Here is an 18749-nt window from a genome sequence, read left to right as displayed (position 1 = left end):
CAATGCGGTGACGCGGCGCTTGCCGCCTCTCTATGCCCTGCGCGCCTTCGAGGCCGCCGCGCGGCATTGCTCCTTCACCCGTGCCGCTGATGAGCTGGCGATCACCCAGAGCGCAGTGAGCCGGCACATTCGCAGCCTGGAGGATTACTTCGCCTGCCGGCTGTTCGAACGCCGCGGCCGGGCGGTGCACCTGACCGAGCCGGCGAGTCTGCTGCTGCCGGGCGTGCACGAAGGTTTCGAGTCCCTGGAGCGGGCCTGCGCGACCCTGCTCGTGGAGGACGGCACCTTGCGTCTGAAGGCGCCTTCGACCCTGACCATGCGCTGGCTGCTGGCGCGCCTGTCGCTGTTTCGCGCCCGGCATGCTGGCCTGGAGGTGCAGCTCACCAGTGCATGGATGGATCTCGATCGTGTGGATTTTCTCCATGAGCCTTTTGACTGCGCCGTGTTGCTCAGCGCAGGCACCTTCAGCAACGAATGGCATAGCGTGCGGCTGTTCGAGGAATGGCTGATCCCTGTGTGTGCGCCTGCTGTACTCGGCGAGCAGCCGTGGGACGTCAGCCGCCTGCAGCAGGCCGAGCTGGTGCATCCGACGCCCGATCGCCGTGACTGGCGCCGCTGGCTGCAGGCCATGGGCCTAACCGACCAGGTGTCGCTCAAGGGCGGGCAGGTGTTCGACACCCTCGAGTTGGGTATCGTCGCGGCGTCGCGCGGTTACGGCGTGTCGATCGGCGACCTGGCGATGGTCGCCGAGGATGTGCTGCTCGGGCGTCTGGGGTTGCCGTGGCCGACAGCAGTGGCCAGTGGCGACAGCTACTACCTGGTCTGGCCGCGAGCGCGTCGCGGTCAGGAGCGCTTCGAACGGCTGCGCGACTTCCTGCTTGGCGAGGTGGCGGCGATGCAGATGCCGGCGGTTGAAATGCGTCGCTGACTTGCCCGGCCCTGCATTTTTACGCGTCAGAAAAAAAACGCCTTAATTACGTCACGACAGCCATTGACGCACTAAGTTACTCAAGTATTCTCCGCGCTCGCCGATTCCAGGCCGTCCAACCGTCTATTTTATTCGCTCCAGTCATGGATGATGGCGGAGCTCGGAGATGTCATGACCCAACCTCGTTCCCGTATCGCCTGGCAGCTGGCGACGGCCCTCGCTGCCATGCTGGTGTTGCTGATCAGCGTCAGCACGCTGTTCGCCCTGCGTTCATTGAGCAGCGCCAACCTCGTTACCCGAGAGGAGCACCTCGGCAGCGAAGCGCGCCTGCTGGCCGATCAGTTGAGCACCTTCCATGACAGCCTGCGCGAAAGCACGCAGCGCCTGGCCGGGTTGTTCGAGCGCCGGTTCAGTAGCGGGCTGCGGGTCAGCCCGGACGAGCGGGTCACGGTCGGTTCCCTGCAGGCGCCCGCGCTGTACCTGGGCAGCACGCAGTTGAACAACAACTTCTCCGAGGTCGACGAGTTCAAGCAGCTCACCGCTGGCGTGGCAACCATCTTCGTCCGCGACGGTGACGACTTCGTGCGCGTGACCACCTCGCTGACCAAGCAGGACGGTAGCCGCGCCATCGGCACGGTGCTCGACCGCAATCATCCGGCCTACGCACGGCTGCTCGCCGGCAACAACTACGTGGGCCGCGCGCTGCTGTTCGAGCGTTTCTACATGACCCAGTACACCCCCGTGCGTGACAGCGCCGGTCGGGTGATCGCCGTGCTGTTCGTGGGCTTCGACTACACCGACGCGCAGAACGCCCAGTTCGCCAACCTGCAGCGCTTCCGCATCGGCAGCACCGGTTCGCTGGCGCTGCTCGATGATCAAAACAAATGGCTGGTTCCGCCTTATGCCGCGCAGCGCCCTGAGCAGCTGACCGGCAACATGACCAAGGTGCTTGGCACGCCGGGCAAAGGCGCTTTCTGGAGCGACGGCGAGCAGCAGTTCTACAGCGTCGCCGTGCCGTTCCCAGGTGGCCCGTGGACGGTCGTGGCGAGTATGCCGGAAGCGGAAATCCAGGCAGTGACCTGGCGTGTTGGCAGCCAGTTGGCGATCGGCAGCCTGGTCACCCTGGTGCTGGCGGTGATCGCCGTGATCTGGCTGCTGCGTCGCAAGCTGCGCCCGCTTGGCGATCTGGTTCGCCAGGCACAGGCATTGGGCGCCGGCGACCTCAGCGTGCGCCTGGACGTTACCAGCAACGACGAGATCGGCGAGCTGTCGCGCAACTTCAACCAGATGGGCGCGGCGCTGTCGACCATGGTGGAGCGCGTGCGCGCGGCTGCCGGCAACGTCAACCAGCGTGCCGAGGCCCTGTCCGGTTTGTCGCGCGGTGCCTATGAAGGCATCGAGCAACAGTCGGGCGAGATCAGCAGCATGGCCGGCGCCGTCGAAGAGTTCAGCGCCACCTCGCTGAACATCGCCGATAACATGCGCAGCACCGAGCGCATGGCCAGCGAGAACGCCAGCCAGACGCGCATCGGTCGCACCTCGATGGAGGAGGCGTCCAACGCGCTGGAGCAGATTTCCGCCTCGCTGAACAGCGCCGCCAAGGTGATCGACAGCCTTGGCCAGCGTTCCCAGGAGATCGGCGGCATTCTCAGCGTCATCACCTCGATCGCCGACCAGACCAACCTGCTGGCGCTCAACGCCGCCATCGAGGCGGCGCGTGCCGGTGAGCAAGGCCGCGGCTTCGCCGTGGTAGCCGATGAAGTGCGCAGCCTGGCCGGCCGGACCCGCGAGGCCACCACTGAAATCTCCGCCATGATCGGCAGCATCCAGGGCGAAACCAGCAGCGCCATCAGCACCATGGAACATGGCCGGCAGTTGATGCAGAACGGCCTGGAACTGAACGCCAAGGTGGCCGCAGCGCTGGGGCAGATCGCCGAGCAGACCAGTGCTGCAGGCGAGCAGTTTGCCGCCATCACCACCGCGACCAGCGAGCAGAGCAGCACCGCCACGGTGCTCAGCAGCAACCTGCAGAGCATCGCCCAGGCCAACGGCGAGCAGCGTGAAGTGATCGCCAACCTGGCCCACACGTCCAAGGAACTGGAGAGCCTGGCCAGCGACCTGCACCGCGAAGTCGAGCGTTTCCGCTAAGAACCTTGTCAAAGCCTGCTGCGCGTCGGCACTGCGGCGTTAAAAACAGACTCGGAGCGCTCATTCACATCAATAAACTCCGCCTCCTGGTCTGTTTTCGCCTTGCATTGCGCTAGCTCGCGAGGCTTTGCGCGGTCACCAAGGCGTCGCTGACCTTCGGCGGTGCAGCGGCGGCTGTCACTGTCGTGCAATCACCCCGTGCCAGGCTGAACGCCTGCACGGGGTTTTTCGTTATGGGTGCCGGCTGTTGTGCAGCATTTCGCGGTGCGTTGTGTGGAATCCAAAACGCTGGGGAAATCACTGCACCACCAAGGCAATTTTTGATTGATCTGAGCGGGGCATGGTCTTAAAGTCCGCGCCGAACGTCCATGCTGGCAACGATCCATCCGGCTCAAGTACTGACGACGAGAGGTTGCAGGGCCTGCCATACGGGCTCGGCAATTCTCGGCGACATGCCTTGGGAAGTAGGCGAACCAAAGTGGGGAAACTGATCAGACGTTCCAAGCCTGCCAGCAGGCTTATCGGCCGATTGCACGATGGCCGCCCCCATAGTTGAACCTGTGCCCGGTTCAATTGCCCGAAACCTAGTGTTCATGGTTTAGCCATCTGGAGTCCTGCATGTCGATCAAGGTCGAAGATTATTACCCGCGCGAAACCTTCAACAAGATGAAGGCCTTCGCTGACCAGCATGAAACCCCGTTCGTGGTGATCGACACCGCGATCATCAGCCAGGCCTACGATGACCTGCGCGCCGGTTTCGATTTCGCCAAGGTGTACTACGCCGTCAAGGCCAACCCGGCGGTGGAAATCATCGAGTTGCTGCGCGACAAAGGCTCGAACTTCGACATTGCCTCGATCTACGAGCTGGACAAGGTCATGAGTTGCGGCGTTGGCCCGGAGCGCATCAGCTACGGCAACACCATCAAGAAAGCCCGTGACGTGCGTTATTTCTTCGAGAAGGGCGTGCGCCTGTTCGCCACCGACTCCGAAGCCGACCTGCGCAACATCGCCAAGGCCGCGCCGGGCTCGAAGATCTACGTGCGCATCCTTACCGAAGGCTCGACCTCGGCCGACTGGCCGCTGAGCCGCAAGTTCGGCTGCCAGACCGACATGGCCATGGACCTGCTGATCCTCGCCAAGCAACTGGGCCTGGTGCCGTACGGTATTTCCTTCCACGTGGGGTCGCAGCAGCGTGACATCGACGTGTGGGACGCCGCCATCGCCAAGGTCAAGGTGATCTTCGAGCGCCTCAAGGAAGAAGACGGCATCGTCCTGCAGATGATCAACATGGGCGGCGGTTTCCCGGCCAACTACATCACCCGCACCAACAGTCTGGAAACCTACGCCGAGGAAATCATCCGTTTCCTCAAGGACGATTTCGGCGACGAATTGCCGGAAATCATTCTCGAGCCGGGCCGGTCGCTGATCGCCAACGCCGGCATCCTGGTCAGCGAAGTGGTGCTGGTCGCGCGCAAGTCGCGCACAGCCGTAGAGCGCTGGGTGTACACCGACGTGGGCAAGTTCAGCGGCCTGATCGAAACCATGGACGAAGCCATCAAGTTTCCCATCTGGACCGAGAAGAAGGGCGAGATGGAAGAAGTGGTTATCGCCGGGCCGACCTGCGACAGTGCCGACATCATGTACGAGCACTACAAGTACGGCCTGCCGCTGAACCTGGCCAGCGGTGACCGCCTGTACTGGCTGTCCACCGGCGCCTATACCACCAGCTACAGCGCCGTGGAATTCAATGGTTTCCCGCCGCTGAAATCCTTCTACCTGTAAGCCTTCCTGGTGACCGAAACGCCCGCACGTGCTGCGGGCGTTTTCGTTTCTGCGCCGTGGTGGGGCGGGCATTGCCATCGGCGCCTTGCCAGGGGGAAGGGGGCAGCGCGAGAATGCAGACACTTCTCCGCGGTATTTAAGGATCTCCGATGCCCGATCCCGTTGCAGCCGGCCTGCGCCTGGCGCCCGATGCACTCACCCGTCCCTTCTCGCCCCAGCAGTTCGCCTTCACCACCACCGATGACCTGGAGCCTTTTCGCGGCGTGCTTGGCCAGGAACGCGCCGTGCAGGCACTGCAGTTCGGCGTGGCGATGCCGCGCCCCGGCTACAACGTATTCGTCATGGGCGAGCCGGGCACCGGTCGCTTCTCCTTCGTCAAACGCTACCTGCGGGCCGAGGGCAAACGCCTGGAAACGCCGCCGGACCGCGTCTACGTCAACCATTTCGACGAGCCTCGCGAGCCGCGCGCCGTCGAGCTGGCGCCCGGTACGGCCGGCGCGTTCATCGCCGACATCAACGCCCTGATCGACAACCTGCTGGCGACCTTTCCGGCAGTGTTCGAGCATCCCTCGTTCCAGCAGAAGAAGAGTGCCATCGACCGTGCCTTCAACAAGCGTTACGACCAGGCGCTGGATGTGATCGAAAAGCTCTCGCTGGAGCGCGGCATCGCGCTGTACCGCGACAGCACCAATATTGCCTTCACGCCGATGCTCGACGGCAAGTCGGTGGACGAAACCGAATTCGCCCAGCTGCCGGAGGCCGAGCGCGAACGCTTCCACGCCGACATCGCCGCGCTGGAAGAACGCCTCAACGAAGAGCTGGCCAGCCTGCCGCAGTGGAAGCGCGAGTCGAGCAACCAGCTGCGCCAGCTCAATGAAGAAACCATTACCGTCGCCCTGCAGCCGCTGCTGGCACCGCTGTCGGAAAAATACGCCGAGAACGCCGAGGTCTGTGCCTACCTGCAGGCCATGCAGGTGGACCTGCTGAAAAGCGTGGTCGACCTGCTCATCGAAGTGGAAAAGGCCGATGCCCAGACCCGTAAGATGCTCGAGGAAATCTACGCGCCGAGCCTGATCGTCGGTCATCACGCCGACGGCGGTGCACCGGTGGTATTCGAGCCGCACCCGACCTACGACAACCTGTTTGGACGCATCGAATACAACACCGACCAGGGCGCGCTGTACACCAGCTATCGCCAGCTGCGCCCCGGTGCGCTGCACCGCGCCAACGGCGGCTTCCTGATTCTCGAAGCGGAGAAGTTCCTCAGCGAGCCGTTCGTGTGGGAGGCGCTCAAGCGCGCCTTGCAATCGCGCAAGCTGAAGATGGAATCGCCGCTGGCCGATCTCGGGCGGATCACCACCGTGACCCTCAACCCGGAAACCATTCCGCTGCAGCTCAAGGTGGTGATCATCGGCTCGCGTCAGCTGTATTACGCGCTGCAGGATGCCGATCCGGACTTCCAGGAGATGTTTCGTGTGCTGGTCGACTTCGACGAGGACATTCCCCTTGGCGACGACAGCCTGGAACAGTTTGCGCAGCTGATGAAAACCCGCACCACGGAAGAGGGCATGGCGCCGTTGAGCGCTGCGGCCGTTGCCCGTCTGGCGACCTACAGCGCACGCCTGGCCGAACACCAGGGGCGCTTGTCGGCGCGCATCGGCGACCTGTTCCAGCTGGTCAGCGAAGCGGATTTCATCCGCAACCTGGCCGGCGAGGCCGTTACCGATGCCGATCACATCGAGCGGGCCCTCAAGGCCAAGGCGACCCGCACCGGGCGCGTCTCGGCGCGGATCATCGATGACATGCTGGCCGGCATCATTCTCATCGACACCGCCGGCGCGGCCATCGGCAAGTGCAACGGCCTGACCGTGCTGGAAGTCGGCGACTCGGCCTTTGGCGTGCCGGCGCGGATTTCCGCGACCGTCTACCCGGGCGGCTCCGGCATTGTCGACATCGAGCGTGAGGTCAACCTCGGCCAGCCGATCCATTCCAAGGGCGTGATGATCCTTACCGGCTTTCTGGGCAGTCGTTACGCCCAGGAGTTCCCGCTGGAAATCTCCGCAAGCATCGCCCTGGAGCAGTCCTACGGCTATGTGGACGGCGACAGCGCTTCGCTGGGTGAGGTCTGTACGCTGATATCCGCCCTGTCGCGCACACCGCTCAAGCAGTGCTTCGCGATCACCGGTTCGATCAACCAGTTCGGCGAAGTGCAAGCGGTCGGCGGGGTCAACGAGAAGATCGAAGGCTTCTTCCGGCTTTGCGAAGCGCGTGGCCTGACCGGCGAGCAAGGCGCGATCATTCCGCATTCCAACGTCTCCACCCTGATGCTCGACGAGCGCGTGCTGCAGGCCGTGCGTGCCGGACAGTTCCATGTGTATGCGGTGCGTCACGTAGACGAGGCGCTGAGCCTGCTGGTCGGCGAAGACGCCGGAACGCCGGATGCCAAGGGCCAGTTCCCGGCGGGCAGCATCAACGCCCGGGTAGTCGAGCGCCTGCGCGAGATCGCCGAGATCGGCATGGGCGAAGAAGACAAGCCCGAGCAGGCCAAGGAAGCGCTCACCGCAGCGCTGCCAGCTAAGGCGCCAAAGAAACCGCGCGAGAAGAAGCCGCCCGTCGAATGAGCGGCGTGGGCGGGCTGGTCAATTCCTGAGCGCCTCGCCCGCAGCGATCCGGCAGGGCAGGTGGGCGCGCTTGCTCACCTGTCATGCACAGTGTTATCCACAGGTTCTGTGCATAAGCCTGCCTTTGCCGATCCGGGTCACGGGTGTAGGCTGAACGCCTGTTCCCGCGAGGATCGCCATCATGTCGCGTAACCTCTGCCTGATCCGCGAATACCTGGGCATGACTACCCGCATCGAATGCGCGGCACTGCCGCTGGCTGGCGAGCGTGGCCTGTGGACACTCATCTGCATTGCCGGAATGACCGCCAGGCAACCTTCTGCCATCAACGCGCAAGGCCCGTTCCATGGGCCTCTGGTGGTCGAGGAACTGCTCGACGAGATCGCCGACAGCCTGGCGGTCCAGGGTTACGTGGCCTGTAACGAGCCACCGATCTGGCGCCTGCATGCCCGGGCCGAACTGCGCCGCCTCAACGGTGACAGCGGCCACGCCGGTGCCGTGCACCTGTCGTTGCCCGATAGCTGAGCGAGCGCTGCACAGGGTTGCTGCCGGGGCGCTGGCGGCGCTGCTGCGGCGTTGCGTCGCAGCGCTTATCCACAATCGGCATCGTGCCTGGCCGTTGCGTCACCGCCGGCCTGTTGCGGCCTGCGGCCCGGGTTGCCGTGGATGTGCTGCTGGGTATACTCGCCCGCTGTGCAATCATTTGTGAGAACCCATGGAACGCTTTATCGAAAACGCGATGTATGCATCGCGCTGGTTGCTGGCGCCGATCTACCTGGGCCTGTCGCTTGGCCTGCTGGCGTTGGGGCTGAAGTTCTTCCAGGAAGTGTTCCATGTCCTGCCCAACGTGTTCGCCATGGCCGAGGCCGACCTGATTCTGGTGTTGCTGTCGCTGGTCGACATGGCCCTGGTTGGCGGGCTGCTGGTGATGGTGATGATGTCCGGCTATGAGAACTTCGTCTCGCAGCTGGACATCGACGAAGGCAAGGAGAAGCTCAGCTGGCTGGGCAAGATGGATTCCAGCTCGCTGAAGATGAAAGTCGCCGCCTCCATCGTGGCGATCTCCTCGATCCATCTGTTGCGGGTGTTCATGGATGCCCGCAACCATGAGGCCGATCACCTGATGTGGTACGTGATCATCCACATGACTTTCGTCATCTCGGCCTTCGCCATGGGCTACCTGGACAAGCTGACCAAGCACTGACCGCGCGGGAAGCATCCGACGCCCGGCCCTCAATTGCGAGAGCCGGGCGTTTTGTCATCTGCACGCAGGCAATCGTATAGTGGCGGCTCCAGCCATCGAGGACATGCCATGACTTTGCCTGAACTGCTACGCGCGACGCGCGACGGCGCGGTAAGCGAACTCGAACTGATTTCCCTGGAAGGCGGCATCTACCTGCTGCAGATACTCGGTGCGCAGCAGCGTTCCTATCTGGTGGACAACGCCGGCCGCAACCAGCACCTGCGCTCGGTCGAACATGCGCGTGACCTGCTGCAGGAACTGCCGGAGGTGCCGTTGTTCCTGGTGCACGCCTCGGCATACGACGAAATGTGCGGCCTGCCAGCCGGTACCCGTGACGCCCTGCGTGTTCCGGTGGCGTTGCGCAGCCGCTGGTAAGCCGCAGGGCTGGGCTGGAACCGTGGTAGGCTAGCCGGCCTTTTTTCAGCTTGCGGAGCGGCGCCATGTCCGAACTCACTCTTTCCACTGACGAAGCACGCGTCAGCTACGGCATTGGCCGCCAACTCGGCGGCCAATTGCGTGACAACCCGCCGCCGGGCGTCAGCCTCGACGCCGTGCTGGCTGGCCTGGCGGATGCATTCGCTGGCCTGGAAAGCCGCGTCAGTGAAGCCGAGCTGTCGGCCAGCTTCAAGGTGATTCGCGACGTCATGCAGGCCGAAGCCAAGGCCAAGGCCGATGCGGCCGCGGGTGCTGGGCTGGCCTTTCTCGCGGAGAACGCCAAGCGTGACGGCATCACCGTGCTGCCGTCCGGCCTGCAATACGAAGTGCTCAATGCAGGCGAGGGCGCCAAGCCATCGCGTGAGGATAGCGTGCGTACCCACTACCACGGCACGCTGATCGACGGCAGCGTCTTCGACAGCTCCTACGAGCGTGGCCAGCCGGCTGAATTCCCGGTCGGCGGCGTGATCGCCGGCTGGACCGAGGCCCTGCAACTGATGGGCACCGGCAGCAAATGGCGCCTGTACGTGCCGAGCGAGTTGGCTTACGGCGCCCAGGGCGTGGGCAGCATCCCACCGCACAGCGTGCTGGTGTTCGATGTCGAGCTGCTAGACATCCTTTAAGTCTGTTGTGGCGTGGCGCAGTGCTGGCGTTCAGCGCTTCGCCACTTCGCCCAAAGCGCTTAGGTTTTCAGCATGTTTCACGGGCGCAAGGCTCGTGCATAGCAATACAGGAACAGGCTGCGCACCAATTCCTTGAGCACCAGCGGTTCGCTGGAATTCAGCTCGTGCAGGTCCAGATCACCCTGCTTGCGCAATTCATCCAGCGCCTCTTCCTCGAGTACGGCGCACACTTCGCCTGTTTCCCTGTGCAGGATGCGCAGGTAGGGGTGAGGGCGATCCAGCCAGGCATCTATCAAGTAGGTCATGCTCATCTCTCCCGATTCAATGGTTGATATGAGAATAATTCTTATTACGTTAATAGCAAGCGTTAATCGCGCTTTTCGTCGATCTGCCTGCGGCAGCCAGGTTTCACGGCTTGCTACCGGCTGCCGGAACGACAGGCATGAAAAAGCCCGTCACGTGGACGGGCTTTGGCAGGCGTGCGGTCTCAGTGGGTGCGGGCAACCGCGAAGTGGCTGAGCTCCACCAGAGCGTCGCGGTACTCGCTCGGCGGCAGGACCTCCAGGCAGGCAATGGCGCGCTCGGCGTAATCGCGTGCCAGGTTGGCGGTGTAATCCAGCGCGCCGGCGGCTTCTACCGCATTGCGGATGCTTTCCAGGTCTTCCAGGCCACCCTTCTGGATCGCCGTACGCACCAGGGCTGCCTGATCGGCGTTACCTTCGCGCATGGTGTAGATCAGCGGCAGCGTGGGCTTGCCTTCGGCCAGGTCGTCACCGACGTTCTTGCCCAAGGTGGCAGCATCGCCTTTGTAGTCGAGCAGGTCGTCGACCAACTGGAAGGCAACGCCCAAGTGATCACCAAAGGTGCGCAGCGCTTCGTTCTGCTCCGGGGTGGCGTCGGCCAACGCCGCGGCGCTCTGGGTCGAGGCCTCGAACAGCATGGCGGTCTTGCCGCGGATGACTTCCATGTAGGTTTCTTCGCTGGTGCTGGCGTCGCGAATCTTGGTCAACTGCAGCACTTCGCCTTCGGCAATCACCCGGGTGGCCTTGGCGAGGATCTTCATCACCGGCATGGAGCCGAGCTCGACCATCATTTCGAACGAGCGCGAATAGAGGAAGTCACCGACCAGCACGCTTGGCGCGTTGCCCCACTGGGCGTTGGCGGTGCTGCGGCCACGGCGCATGTCGGACATGTCCACCACGTCGTCATGCAGCAGGGTGGCGGTGTGCAGGAACTCGATGGTCGCGGCCAGCAGGCGCAGCCGGTCGTCGTTCAGGCCCAGGGCCTTGCCGCTGAGCAGCACGAGCAGCGGGCGCAGGCGTTTGCCGCCAGCGGAAATGATGTAGTCGCCGATCTTCTCGACCAGCGGGACGCGGGAAACCAGCTGTTGACGGATAATGCCGTCCACGGCGGTAAAGTCATCCGCTACCACACTGTAAAAAGCCTGGGGTTGCATCAGCGACACGTGCTCCTTCTGGGTTGCGCGGCATGTTAGGGGCTGTTGAGGTTTCAGCGCAAGCCGAAGGACTGCGGGTGCGGCTCATTGGAGGGCCGCGATCCTGCCTGGCAGGGCAGGGTCGCTGCCGCTGGGTGCTTATGAAGCTTGCGCCGCTTCAGGGGCTTGCGTACAATCGCGCACCCTGAACTTCCCCCTGGGTATTTCCCTGCCTTACGCAATTGCAAGGGTGTCCTTCCGGCCCCAAGCAGCCATGCAAGCCGACACTTATTCCTATAAAGCGCTGGGTGAGCAGGATTAACGGAGATTTACCATGTACGCAGTAATTGTAACCGGTGGCAAGCAATACAAAGTCACCGAAGGCGAATACCTCAAGGTCGAGAAACTGGAAATCGCCACTGGCGAAGCCGTTACCTTCGACCGCGTGTTGCTGATCGGCAACGGTGACGACGTGACCATCGGTGGTCCGGTCATCGAGGGCGCCAAGGTGTCGGCTGAAGTCGTTTCGCAAGGTCGTCACGATAAGGTCACCATCATCAAGTTCCGTCGTCGTAAGCATCACATGAAGCGTCAGGGCCACCGTCAGTGGTTCACTGAGATCAAAATCACCGGTATTCAGGCCTGATTCGTTTCGCCTGAACCCTTTATAGGAGTATTGAACTCATGGCACACAAAAAAGCTGGCGGTAGTACCCGCAACGGTCGCGATTCAGAAGCCAAACGCCTTGGCGTGAAGATGTATGGCGGCCAGAAAATCATTCCTGGCAACATCATCGTGCGTCAGCGCGGTACCCAGTTCCACGCTGGCTACGGCGTTGGCATGGGCAAGGATCACACCCTGTTCGCGAAAATCGAAGGCGTGATCAAGTTCGAAGTAAAAGGCGCCTTCGGTCGTCGTTACGTGAGCGTCGTCGCGGCCTGATCGCGAGGTTGCTGGAAAAGCCCCGTCCTGCGACGGGGCTTTTTTGTTTCTGTATCCTAGTGTGGCGTTGTCGCTTTTTATGAAGGTGTCGAGTCGCACATGTGTGGGTTCTTGCCAAACTGTCCTGGGGTATTGCGGGCGGTTTCAGGGCAATTTCGCAAGCACCCGATTTTCCTTGTTTCAGAGACCCGCGTTTTAGGCGGGAGGCGTACCCATGAAATTCGTCGATGAAGTATCGATTTCTGTAAAAGCTGGTGATGGTGGCAACGGCATGATGAGCTTCCGTCGCGAGAAGTTCATCGAGAACGGCGGCCCCAACGGCGGCGATGGTGGTGATGGCGGCTCGATCTATATCGAAGCGGCGGCGAACCTCAATACGCTGGTGGATTACCGGTATACCCGTCGCTTTCAGGCGCCGAATGGTGAGAAGGGCGGCAGTACCGATTGCACCGGGGCGAAGGGCGAGGACCTGATCCTGCCGGTGCCGATCGGTACCACGGTGATCGACGCCGGTACCCAGGAAGTGATCGGCGACCTGACCAAGGCCGGGCAGCGCCTGTTGGTCGCGCAAGGTGGCTGGCATGGTCTCGGCAACACGCGCTTCAAGTCCAGCACCAACCGTGCGCCGCGCCAGACCACGCCCGGTAAGCCGGGCGATGCGCGTGACCTCAAGCTGGAGTTGAAGGTGCTGGCGGACGTTGGCCTGCTTGGCCTGCCGAATGCGGGCAAGAGCACCTTCATCCGTGCGGTCTCGGCTGCCAAGCCCAAGGTTGCCGACTATCCGTTCACGACCTTGATCCCGAACCTGGGGGTGGTCAGTGTCGATCGCTACAAGAGTTTCGTGGTCGCCGATATTCCAGGGCTGATCGAAGGGGCTTCTGACGGTGCTGGCCTGGGTATTCGCTTCCTCAAGCATTTGTCACGTACCCGCTTGCTGCTGCACCTCGTCGACATGGCGCCGCTGGATCTGACCGATCCCGCCGAGGCCGCGGCAACCATCGTTGCCGAACTGACCAAGTTCAGCCCGTCGCTGGCTGAGCGTGAGCGTTGGCTGGTGCTCAACAAGGCCGACCAGATGCTCGATGAGGAGCAGCAGGCGCGGGTCGCCGAGATCGTTGCGCGAATCGAGTGGACGGGCCCTGTGTACGTAGTCTCTGCGCTGGCGCGCGAAGGCACCGAGCAGCTCTGCTATGACATCATGGATTTTCTCGAGGCGCGTGCCGAGCGTATCCAGGAAAACCCGGAATACGCCGCCGAGCTGGCCGAGCTCGACACCCGTATCGAAGACGAGGCGCGTGCTCAGTTGCAGGCGCTGGACGACAAGCGCGCGCTGCGACGCAGTGGTGTGCGGGCTGTTGCCGACGTCGACGAGGACGACAGCTTCTGGGATCAGGAAGATGAAGAGGACGGCCCGGAAATCATTTACGTCCGGGATTGATTGGACGACAGACGCCGCTTTATAGCGGCGTTTTTGTAAGTTCTGAGCGTGGCCGTCGGCGACGGCTGGCAATGGTTGGCTTCTGGCTGGGGTTGGGAACATGCGTGACAAGGTAAGTGGTGCGCAGCGCTGGGTAGTGAAGATCGGCAGCGCCTTGCTGACTGCCGATGGCAAGGGGTTGGACCGTGCCGCCATGGCAGTATGGGTCGAGCAGATGGTGGCGCTGCGGGCGCAGGGTGTCGAGCTGGTGCTGGTGTCGTCCGGCGCCGTGGCGGCCGGCATGAGCCGCCTCGGCTGGACCGCCCGCCCGAGCGCCATTCACGAGTTGCAGGCAGCCGCTGCCATCGGCCAGATGGGCCTGGTGCAGGCCTGGGAGTCGAGCTTCGGCGAGCATGGCCGGCGCACCGCGCAGGTGCTGCTGACCCATGACGACCTGTCTGACCGCAAGCGTTACCTGAATGCCCGCAGTACCCTGCGCACCCTGATCGATCTCGATGTGGTGCCGGTGATCAATGAGAACGACACCGTGGTGACCGACGGCATCCGGTTTGGCGACAATGACACCCTGGCGGCGCTGGTGGCCAACCTGGTGGAGGCCGATCTGCTGGTGATCCTCACGGATCGCGACGGCATGTTCGACGCCGACCCGCGCAACAATCCCGCTGCCCAGCTGATCCACGAGGCGCGTGCCGATGATCCGGCGCTCGATGCGGTGGCTGGTGGTGTAGGCGGCGCGCTGGGGCGTGGCGGCATGCAGACCAAGCTGCGCGCGGCGCGCCTGGCCGCGCGTTCCGGTGCGCACACGGTGATCGTAGGTGGGGCCATCGAACAGGTGCTGGCGCGCCTCAAGGCTGGCGAGCTACTGGGTACCCTGCTGCTGCCCGAGCGCGGCATGCTGGCTGCGCGCAAGCAGTGGCTGGCCGGGCACCTGCAGACCCGCGGCACCCTGGTGCTGGATGCGGGGGCGGTGAAGGCGCTGGCGTCTGATCGCAAGAGCCTGCTGCCGGTTGGCGTCAAGGCCGTGCAGGGCAGTTTCCGCCGCGGTGAGATGGTGGTCTGTGTGGCTCCGGATGGTCGTGAGGTTGCTCGCGGTCTGGCCAACTACAGTGCGCTGGAGGCGCAGAAGATCATCGGTCGGCCTTCGGATGAAATCGAGCGGCTGCTGGGCTATGTCGATGAGCCCGAACTGGTGCATCGCGACAATCTGATTCTGGTCTGACTGTGGAGAGGGTGGCGATGCGTAGGCTTCTGTTGATTGCCGCGGCGATGATGGCGTTGCCACTCGGTGCTGCGGCCGAAGAGATCGGGCAGGTCTCCACGGTGTTCAAGTGGGTGGGGCCGAACGACAAGATCGTAGTCGAGGCGTTCGACGATCCCAAGGTGGCCGGCGTGACCTGCTACCTGTCGCGCGCCAAGACCGGTGGCGTGAAGGGCGGCCTCGGTCTGGCGGAGGATCGCGCCGAGGCGTCGATTGCCTGTCGGCAGGTCGGGCCGATCAGCTTCGCCGGCGAGCTCAAGGATGGCGAAGAGGTGTTCCGCGAGCGTACCTCGCTGGTGTTCAAGACCATGCAGGTGGTGCGATTCTTCGATCAGAAGCGCAACACTCTGGTGTACCTGGTCTACAGCGACCGCGTCATCGAGGGCAGCCCACAGAACGCGGTGACTGCCATTCCGATCCTGCCCTGGCCCAAGGCCGGCTGACGGGTATTCGCTGGCGGGCCGGGCCGGCGTGCAGGCCTTTGGATCTCCATCCCTGATGTCATTCGCCGACTGATGAGGTTGCGCCGGCCTCTGGGTTGACGTGGTTGGCGCTGGCCGATGGCGGGCGCGACGCACCAAATGCGGCGGTTGCAGGGATTCAGGGCTCGACGGGGCCGGTGCTGTGGCTGTTGGCCGGCGCGCTGTCATAGGCCGCGCATGCCGCATGCCGTGGGTTGGGCGGGTCACTTTTTCCGCAGGCAATAAAAAACCGACCCTGAGGTCGGTTTTTTATGAAACGGATCGTTTAGGCAGCAGCTTGGCTGAGTGCTTTAACGTGACCGTTCAGGCGGCTCTTGTGACGAGCGGCCTTGTTCTTGTGGATGATGCCCTTGTCGGCCATACGGTCGATAACAGGCACAGCCAGAACGTAAGCAGCTTGTGCTTTCTCGTGGTCTTTGGCGTCGATAGCCTTGACTACGTTCTTGATGTAGGTACGAACCATGGAGCGCAGGCTGGCGTTATGGCTACGACGCTTCTCAGCCTGTTTTGCGCGTTTTTTGGCAGAAGGTGTATTGGCCACCGTCAAGCTCCTCGAAAATGGGTTGCAAACAAATAAGGCCGCGAATCATGCAGGCGAGCCATGCACTTGTCAAGGCGGATCGCTGCGCGGTCGTGGTGAACTGCCGGACGGGAAGGGTGCTTTCTCGGCGCGGGGATTCTACACTCGCCAGCCGTGGCGGTGAATGCCGCACGAGCAGGAATTTTTGTGGTCTGTGTCTGGCGCAATGTAGCCACTGCCCCGGGCTGGCGTGCAGGGCGTAAACCAACGCTTCGAACCTGAATCAGGCGCTTTCGCTGAATGAATCTTCTCAAGTCGCTGGCCGCAGTCAGCTCGATCACCATGCTGTCGCGGGTTCTCGGTTTCGTGCGCGACACCATCATGGCCAGGATCTTTGGCGCCGGCATTGCTTCGGACGCCTTCGTGGTGGCCTTCAAGCTGCCCAACCTGTTGCGTCGCATCTTCGCCGAAGGGGCTTTTTCCCAGGCCTTCGTGCCGATCCTGGCCGAGTACAAGACCCAGAAGGGCGAGGAGGCAACACGCACCTTCGTCGCATACGTGGCCGGCCAGCTGACGCTGGTGCTGGCCGTGGTGACGTTGCTCGGCGTGCTGGCGGCGCCCTGGATCGTCTGGGCGTCTGCGCCGGGCTTCAGCGATAATCCCGAGCGTTTCGAGCTGACCAGCGACCTCTTGCGGGTGACCTTTCCTTATATCCTGCTGATTTCGCTGTCGTCCTTCGTCGGCGCGCTGCTCAACACCTGGAACCGCTTTGCGGTGCCGGCGTTCGTGCCGACGCTGCTCAACGTCAGCATGATTTTCTTCGCCCTGTTCCTGACCCCTTATTTCGATCCGCCGATCATGGCCATGGGCTGGGCGGTGCTGGTCGGCGGCCTGCTGCAGCTGCTCTACCAACTGCCGCACCTGCGCAAGATCGGCCTGCTGGTGCTGCCGCGTCTCAATCTGCGCGACAGCGGCGTATGGCGAGTACTGCGGCAGATGGGGCCGGCGATTCTGGGCGTATCGGTGGCGCAGATTTCCTTGATCATCAACACCATCTTCGCCTCCTTTCTGGTGGCGGGCTCGGTATCATGGATGTATTACGCCGACCGCCTGATGGAGCTGCCGGCCGGTGTGCTGGGGGTGGCGCTGGGCACCATTTTGCTGCCATCCCTGGCGAAGACCCACGCCGCTGAAGATCCCGCCGCTTATTCGAAACTGCTCGATTGGGGCCTGCGCCTGTGCGTGCTGCTGGCGCTGCCCTGTGCGCTTGCCTTGGCGCTGCTGGCCGAGCCGCTGGTGGTGGCGCTGTTCCAGTACGGCAAGTTCACTGCCACCGACGCCGATATGACTCAGCGTGCCTTGCTCGCCTACTCGGTGGGCCTGCTCGGTATGTTGCTGGTCAAGGTGCTGGCTCCGGCGTTTTACGCGCGCCAGGACATCCGCACGCCGGTGCGCATCGCCATGTTCACCCTGTTGATGACGCAGGTGATGAACGTGCTGTTCGTGTTCGTGATTCCCCTGGCGCATGCCGGTCTGGCCTTGGCCATCGGCCTGGCGGCCTGCCTGAACGCGGGGCTGCTGTTCTGGAAGCTGCGCGCCCGCGGCTTCTATCAGCCGCAGCCCGGCTGGGGCATGTTCGCCAGCAAGCTGCTGGCGGCGATGCTGGTGATGGCGCTGGTGCTGGTAGGCCTGTTATGGCTGATGCCCGCCTGGAGCGACGGCAACATGCTGCAGCGCCTGCTGCGCCTGGGGGCGCTGGTGGCCGCCGGGGCGCTGAGCTACTTCGCGGTACTGGGAATTCTGGGCTTTCGCCTGCGCGATTTCGCCCGTCGTTCGGTTGGCTGAACAGTGAAGGTGTCGCCAGGGTGGGCGACACCGGCAAAGGAGCGCCGCATCAGCCTACCCGGCGCCAGCCGCTGTGCGTATAATTGGCCACTTTGTGAGCAAGAAGCGCGTTATGCAGCTGGTTCGAGGCCTTCATAATCTGCGGCCCCAGCATCGGGGCTGTGTCGCCACCATCGGTAATTTCGACGGCGTTCATCGTGGCCACCAGGCGATTCTGGCGCGTTTGCGTGAGCGCGCCGCAGAACTTGGCGTGCCGGCCTGCGTGGTGCTGTTCGAGCCGCAGCCGCGCGAATACTTCGACCCCCAGGGTGCCCCGGCACGCTTGAGCCGCCTGCGCGACAAGCTGGCACTGCTGGCTGCCGAAGGCGTCGACCGGGTGCTGTGCCTGGCCTTCAATCCGCGCTTTCGGGAACTGAGCGCCGCCGAGTTCGTGCAGCGCATCTTGCTCGATGGCCTCGGTGTGCTGCACCTGGAAGTGGGGGACGATTTTCGTTTCGGCTGCGACCGTGCCGGCGATTTCGCCTTTCTGGCCGAGGCTGCGCAACGCGAAGGCTTTACCGTCGAGGCGGCGAAGACCGTGGAGATCGATGGCCAGCGCGTCAGCAGCACACGGGTGCGCGAGGCCTTGGCCAAGGGTGATTTCAAAATGGCCGAGGCGATGCTCGGGCGACCGTTTCGCATCGTCGGGCGGGTGCTGCACGGGCAGAAGCTCGGCCGCCAGTTGAATGCGCCGACCGCCAACGTGCAGCTCAAGCGCAAGCGCGTACCGCTGACCGGGGTCTACCTGGTCAGCGCCGAGATAGAAGGCCGGCCATGGCCCGGCGTCGCCAACATTGGCGTTCGCCCCAGCGTGGCCGGTGACGGGAGCGCCCACCTCGAGGTGCACCTGCTGGATTTTGCCGGCGACCTGTATGGCCGGCGTTTGACGGTGGCATTCCACCACAAGCTGCGCGATGAGCAGCGTTTCGCCTCACTCGAGGCACTGAAGACGGCAATTGCTGCCGATATTGCCGCCGCCCGCGCCCATTGGCAGGGCCAACCGCTTAAGTGA

Annotated in this window: 18 protein-coding genes and 1 pseudogene; 16 read left to right on the top strand and 3 right to left on the bottom strand. The window is 63.2% G+C overall.

The features are described from left to right. Positions 1 to 7: 7 nt before the first annotated feature. From ACZ0AV_RS10175 to bamJ, 9 genes and pseudogenes are all read left to right on the top strand, one after another. Positions 8 to 928 carry a LysR substrate-binding domain-containing protein gene (locus tag ACZ0AV_RS10175; RefSeq protein ID WP_499150931.1) on the top strand — a complete coding sequence of 307 codons (921 nt, stop codon included), beginning with the start codon at positions 8 to 10 and terminating at the stop codon, positions 926 to 928. Positions 929 to 1075: 147 nt separating this feature from the next. Further along, positions 1076 to 2221: pseudogene (locus ACZ0AV_RS10170) on the top strand (Cache 3/Cache 2 fusion domain-containing protein); the annotation flags it as partial. Continuing rightward, positions 2216 to 3076, top strand: coding sequence for a methyl-accepting chemotaxis protein (locus ACZ0AV_RS10165; protein ID WP_499153341.1), 861 nt, complete (start codon positions 2216 to 2218; stop codon positions 3074 to 3076). The pseudogene ACZ0AV_RS10170 and the gene ACZ0AV_RS10165, both read left to right, overlap by 6 nt. Positions 3077 to 3694: 618 nt before the next feature. Beyond that, a complete protein-coding gene (locus tag ACZ0AV_RS10160) occupies positions 3695 to 4858 on the top strand; it encodes a type III PLP-dependent enzyme (RefSeq protein ID WP_499150930.1) in 1164 nt (387 codons plus the stop codon). A 149-nt stretch (positions 4859 to 5007) separates the two neighbouring features. After that, a complete protein-coding gene (locus ACZ0AV_RS10155; RefSeq protein ID WP_499150929.1) occupies positions 5008 to 7479 on the top strand; it encodes a Lon protease family protein in 2472 nt (823 codons plus the stop codon). A gap of 181 nt (positions 7480 to 7660) precedes the next feature. After that, the gene (locus ACZ0AV_RS10150; protein ID WP_499150928.1) at positions 7661 to 8002 is read left to right on the top strand and encodes a PA4575 family protein; all 342 of its coding nucleotides are present in this window, start codon (positions 7661 to 7663) and stop codon (positions 8000 to 8002) included. A gap of 190 nt (positions 8003 to 8192) precedes the next feature. After that, positions 8193 to 8681 (top strand): TIGR00645 family protein, encoded by a 489-nt coding sequence (locus ACZ0AV_RS10145; RefSeq protein ID WP_499150927.1) that lies wholly within the window; start codon positions 8193 to 8195, stop codon positions 8679 to 8681. 108 nt (positions 8682 to 8789) lie between these two features. Further along, positions 8790 to 9095, top strand: coding sequence for a DUF6482 family protein (locus ACZ0AV_RS10140; protein WP_499150926.1), 306 nt, complete (start codon positions 8790 to 8792; stop codon positions 9093 to 9095). A gap of 65 nt (positions 9096 to 9160) precedes the next feature. Further along, positions 9161 to 9778, top strand: coding sequence for a BamJ family beta-barrel-assembly machinery protein (gene bamJ, locus ACZ0AV_RS10135; protein ID WP_499150925.1), 618 nt, complete (start codon positions 9161 to 9163; stop codon positions 9776 to 9778). A gap of 77 nt (positions 9779 to 9855) precedes the next feature. Here bamJ and ACZ0AV_RS10130 read toward each other — a convergent pair whose 3' ends face one another. Together ACZ0AV_RS10130 and ACZ0AV_RS10125 are read right to left on the bottom strand one after the other, a co-directional pair. After that, positions 9856 to 10083 (bottom strand): PA4570 family protein, encoded by a 228-nt coding sequence (locus ACZ0AV_RS10130; protein WP_042556302.1) that lies wholly within the window; start codon positions 10081 to 10083, stop codon positions 9856 to 9858. Between the two features lie 182 nt (positions 10084 to 10265). Continuing rightward, positions 10266 to 11234, bottom strand: a complete 969-nt coding sequence (locus ACZ0AV_RS10125; protein ID WP_499150924.1) for a polyprenyl synthetase family protein — start codon at positions 11232 to 11234, stop codon at positions 10266 to 10268. A 313-nt stretch (positions 11235 to 11547) separates the two neighbouring features. Here ACZ0AV_RS10125 and rplU point away from each other — a divergent pair, with 313 nt between their 5' ends. The 5 genes from rplU to ACZ0AV_RS10100 all read left to right on the top strand — a co-directional run bounded on the left by rplU (position 11548) and on the right by ACZ0AV_RS10100 (position 15294). Continuing rightward, positions 11548 to 11859 carry a 50S ribosomal protein L21 gene (gene rplU, locus ACZ0AV_RS10120; protein ID WP_042556304.1) on the top strand — a complete coding sequence of 104 codons (312 nt, stop codon included), beginning with the start codon at positions 11548 to 11550 and terminating at the stop codon, positions 11857 to 11859. Between the two features lie 38 nt (positions 11860 to 11897). Continuing rightward, positions 11898 to 12155, top strand: coding sequence for a 50S ribosomal protein L27 (rpmA, locus tag ACZ0AV_RS10115; RefSeq protein ID WP_042556305.1), 258 nt, complete (start codon positions 11898 to 11900; stop codon positions 12153 to 12155). Positions 12156 to 12369: 214 nt separating this feature from the next. Beyond that, positions 12370 to 13593 (top strand): Obg family GTPase CgtA, encoded by a 1224-nt coding sequence (gene cgtA / locus ACZ0AV_RS10110; RefSeq protein ID WP_499150923.1) that lies wholly within the window; start codon positions 12370 to 12372, stop codon positions 13591 to 13593. Between the two features lie 100 nt (positions 13594 to 13693). Continuing rightward, complete coding sequence (proB, locus tag ACZ0AV_RS10105) at positions 13694 to 14812, top strand: glutamate 5-kinase (protein WP_499150922.1); 1119 nt, start codon at positions 13694 to 13696, stop codon at positions 14810 to 14812. Positions 14813 to 14829: 17 nt separating this feature from the next. After that, positions 14830 to 15294 carry a CreA family protein gene (locus ACZ0AV_RS10100; RefSeq protein ID WP_499150921.1) on the top strand — a complete coding sequence of 155 codons (465 nt, stop codon included), beginning with the start codon at positions 14830 to 14832 and terminating at the stop codon, positions 15292 to 15294. A gap of 304 nt (positions 15295 to 15598) precedes the next feature. On the opposite strand, the gene rpsT is transcribed toward ACZ0AV_RS10100, so the two are convergent. Beyond that, complete coding sequence (gene rpsT, locus ACZ0AV_RS10095; protein WP_042556309.1) at positions 15599 to 15874, bottom strand: 30S ribosomal protein S20; 276 nt, start codon at positions 15872 to 15874, stop codon at positions 15599 to 15601. A gap of 279 nt (positions 15875 to 16153) precedes the next feature. Here rpsT and murJ point away from each other — a divergent pair, with 279 nt between their 5' ends. Together murJ and ribF are read left to right on the top strand one after the other, a co-directional pair. Next, positions 16154 to 17698 (top strand): murein biosynthesis integral membrane protein MurJ, encoded by a 1545-nt coding sequence (gene murJ / locus ACZ0AV_RS10090; protein ID WP_499150920.1) that lies wholly within the window; start codon positions 16154 to 16156, stop codon positions 17696 to 17698. A 112-nt stretch (positions 17699 to 17810) separates the two neighbouring features. Next, complete coding sequence (gene ribF / locus ACZ0AV_RS10085; protein ID WP_499150919.1) at positions 17811 to 18749, top strand: bifunctional riboflavin kinase/FAD synthetase; 939 nt, start codon at positions 17811 to 17813, stop codon at positions 18747 to 18749.

It is taken from the genome of Pseudomonas sp. AC532 (assembly GCF_979258965.1).
Note: the sequence above shows the minus strand (reverse complement) of the source record. Positions and strands in the feature narration are given on the sequence as shown.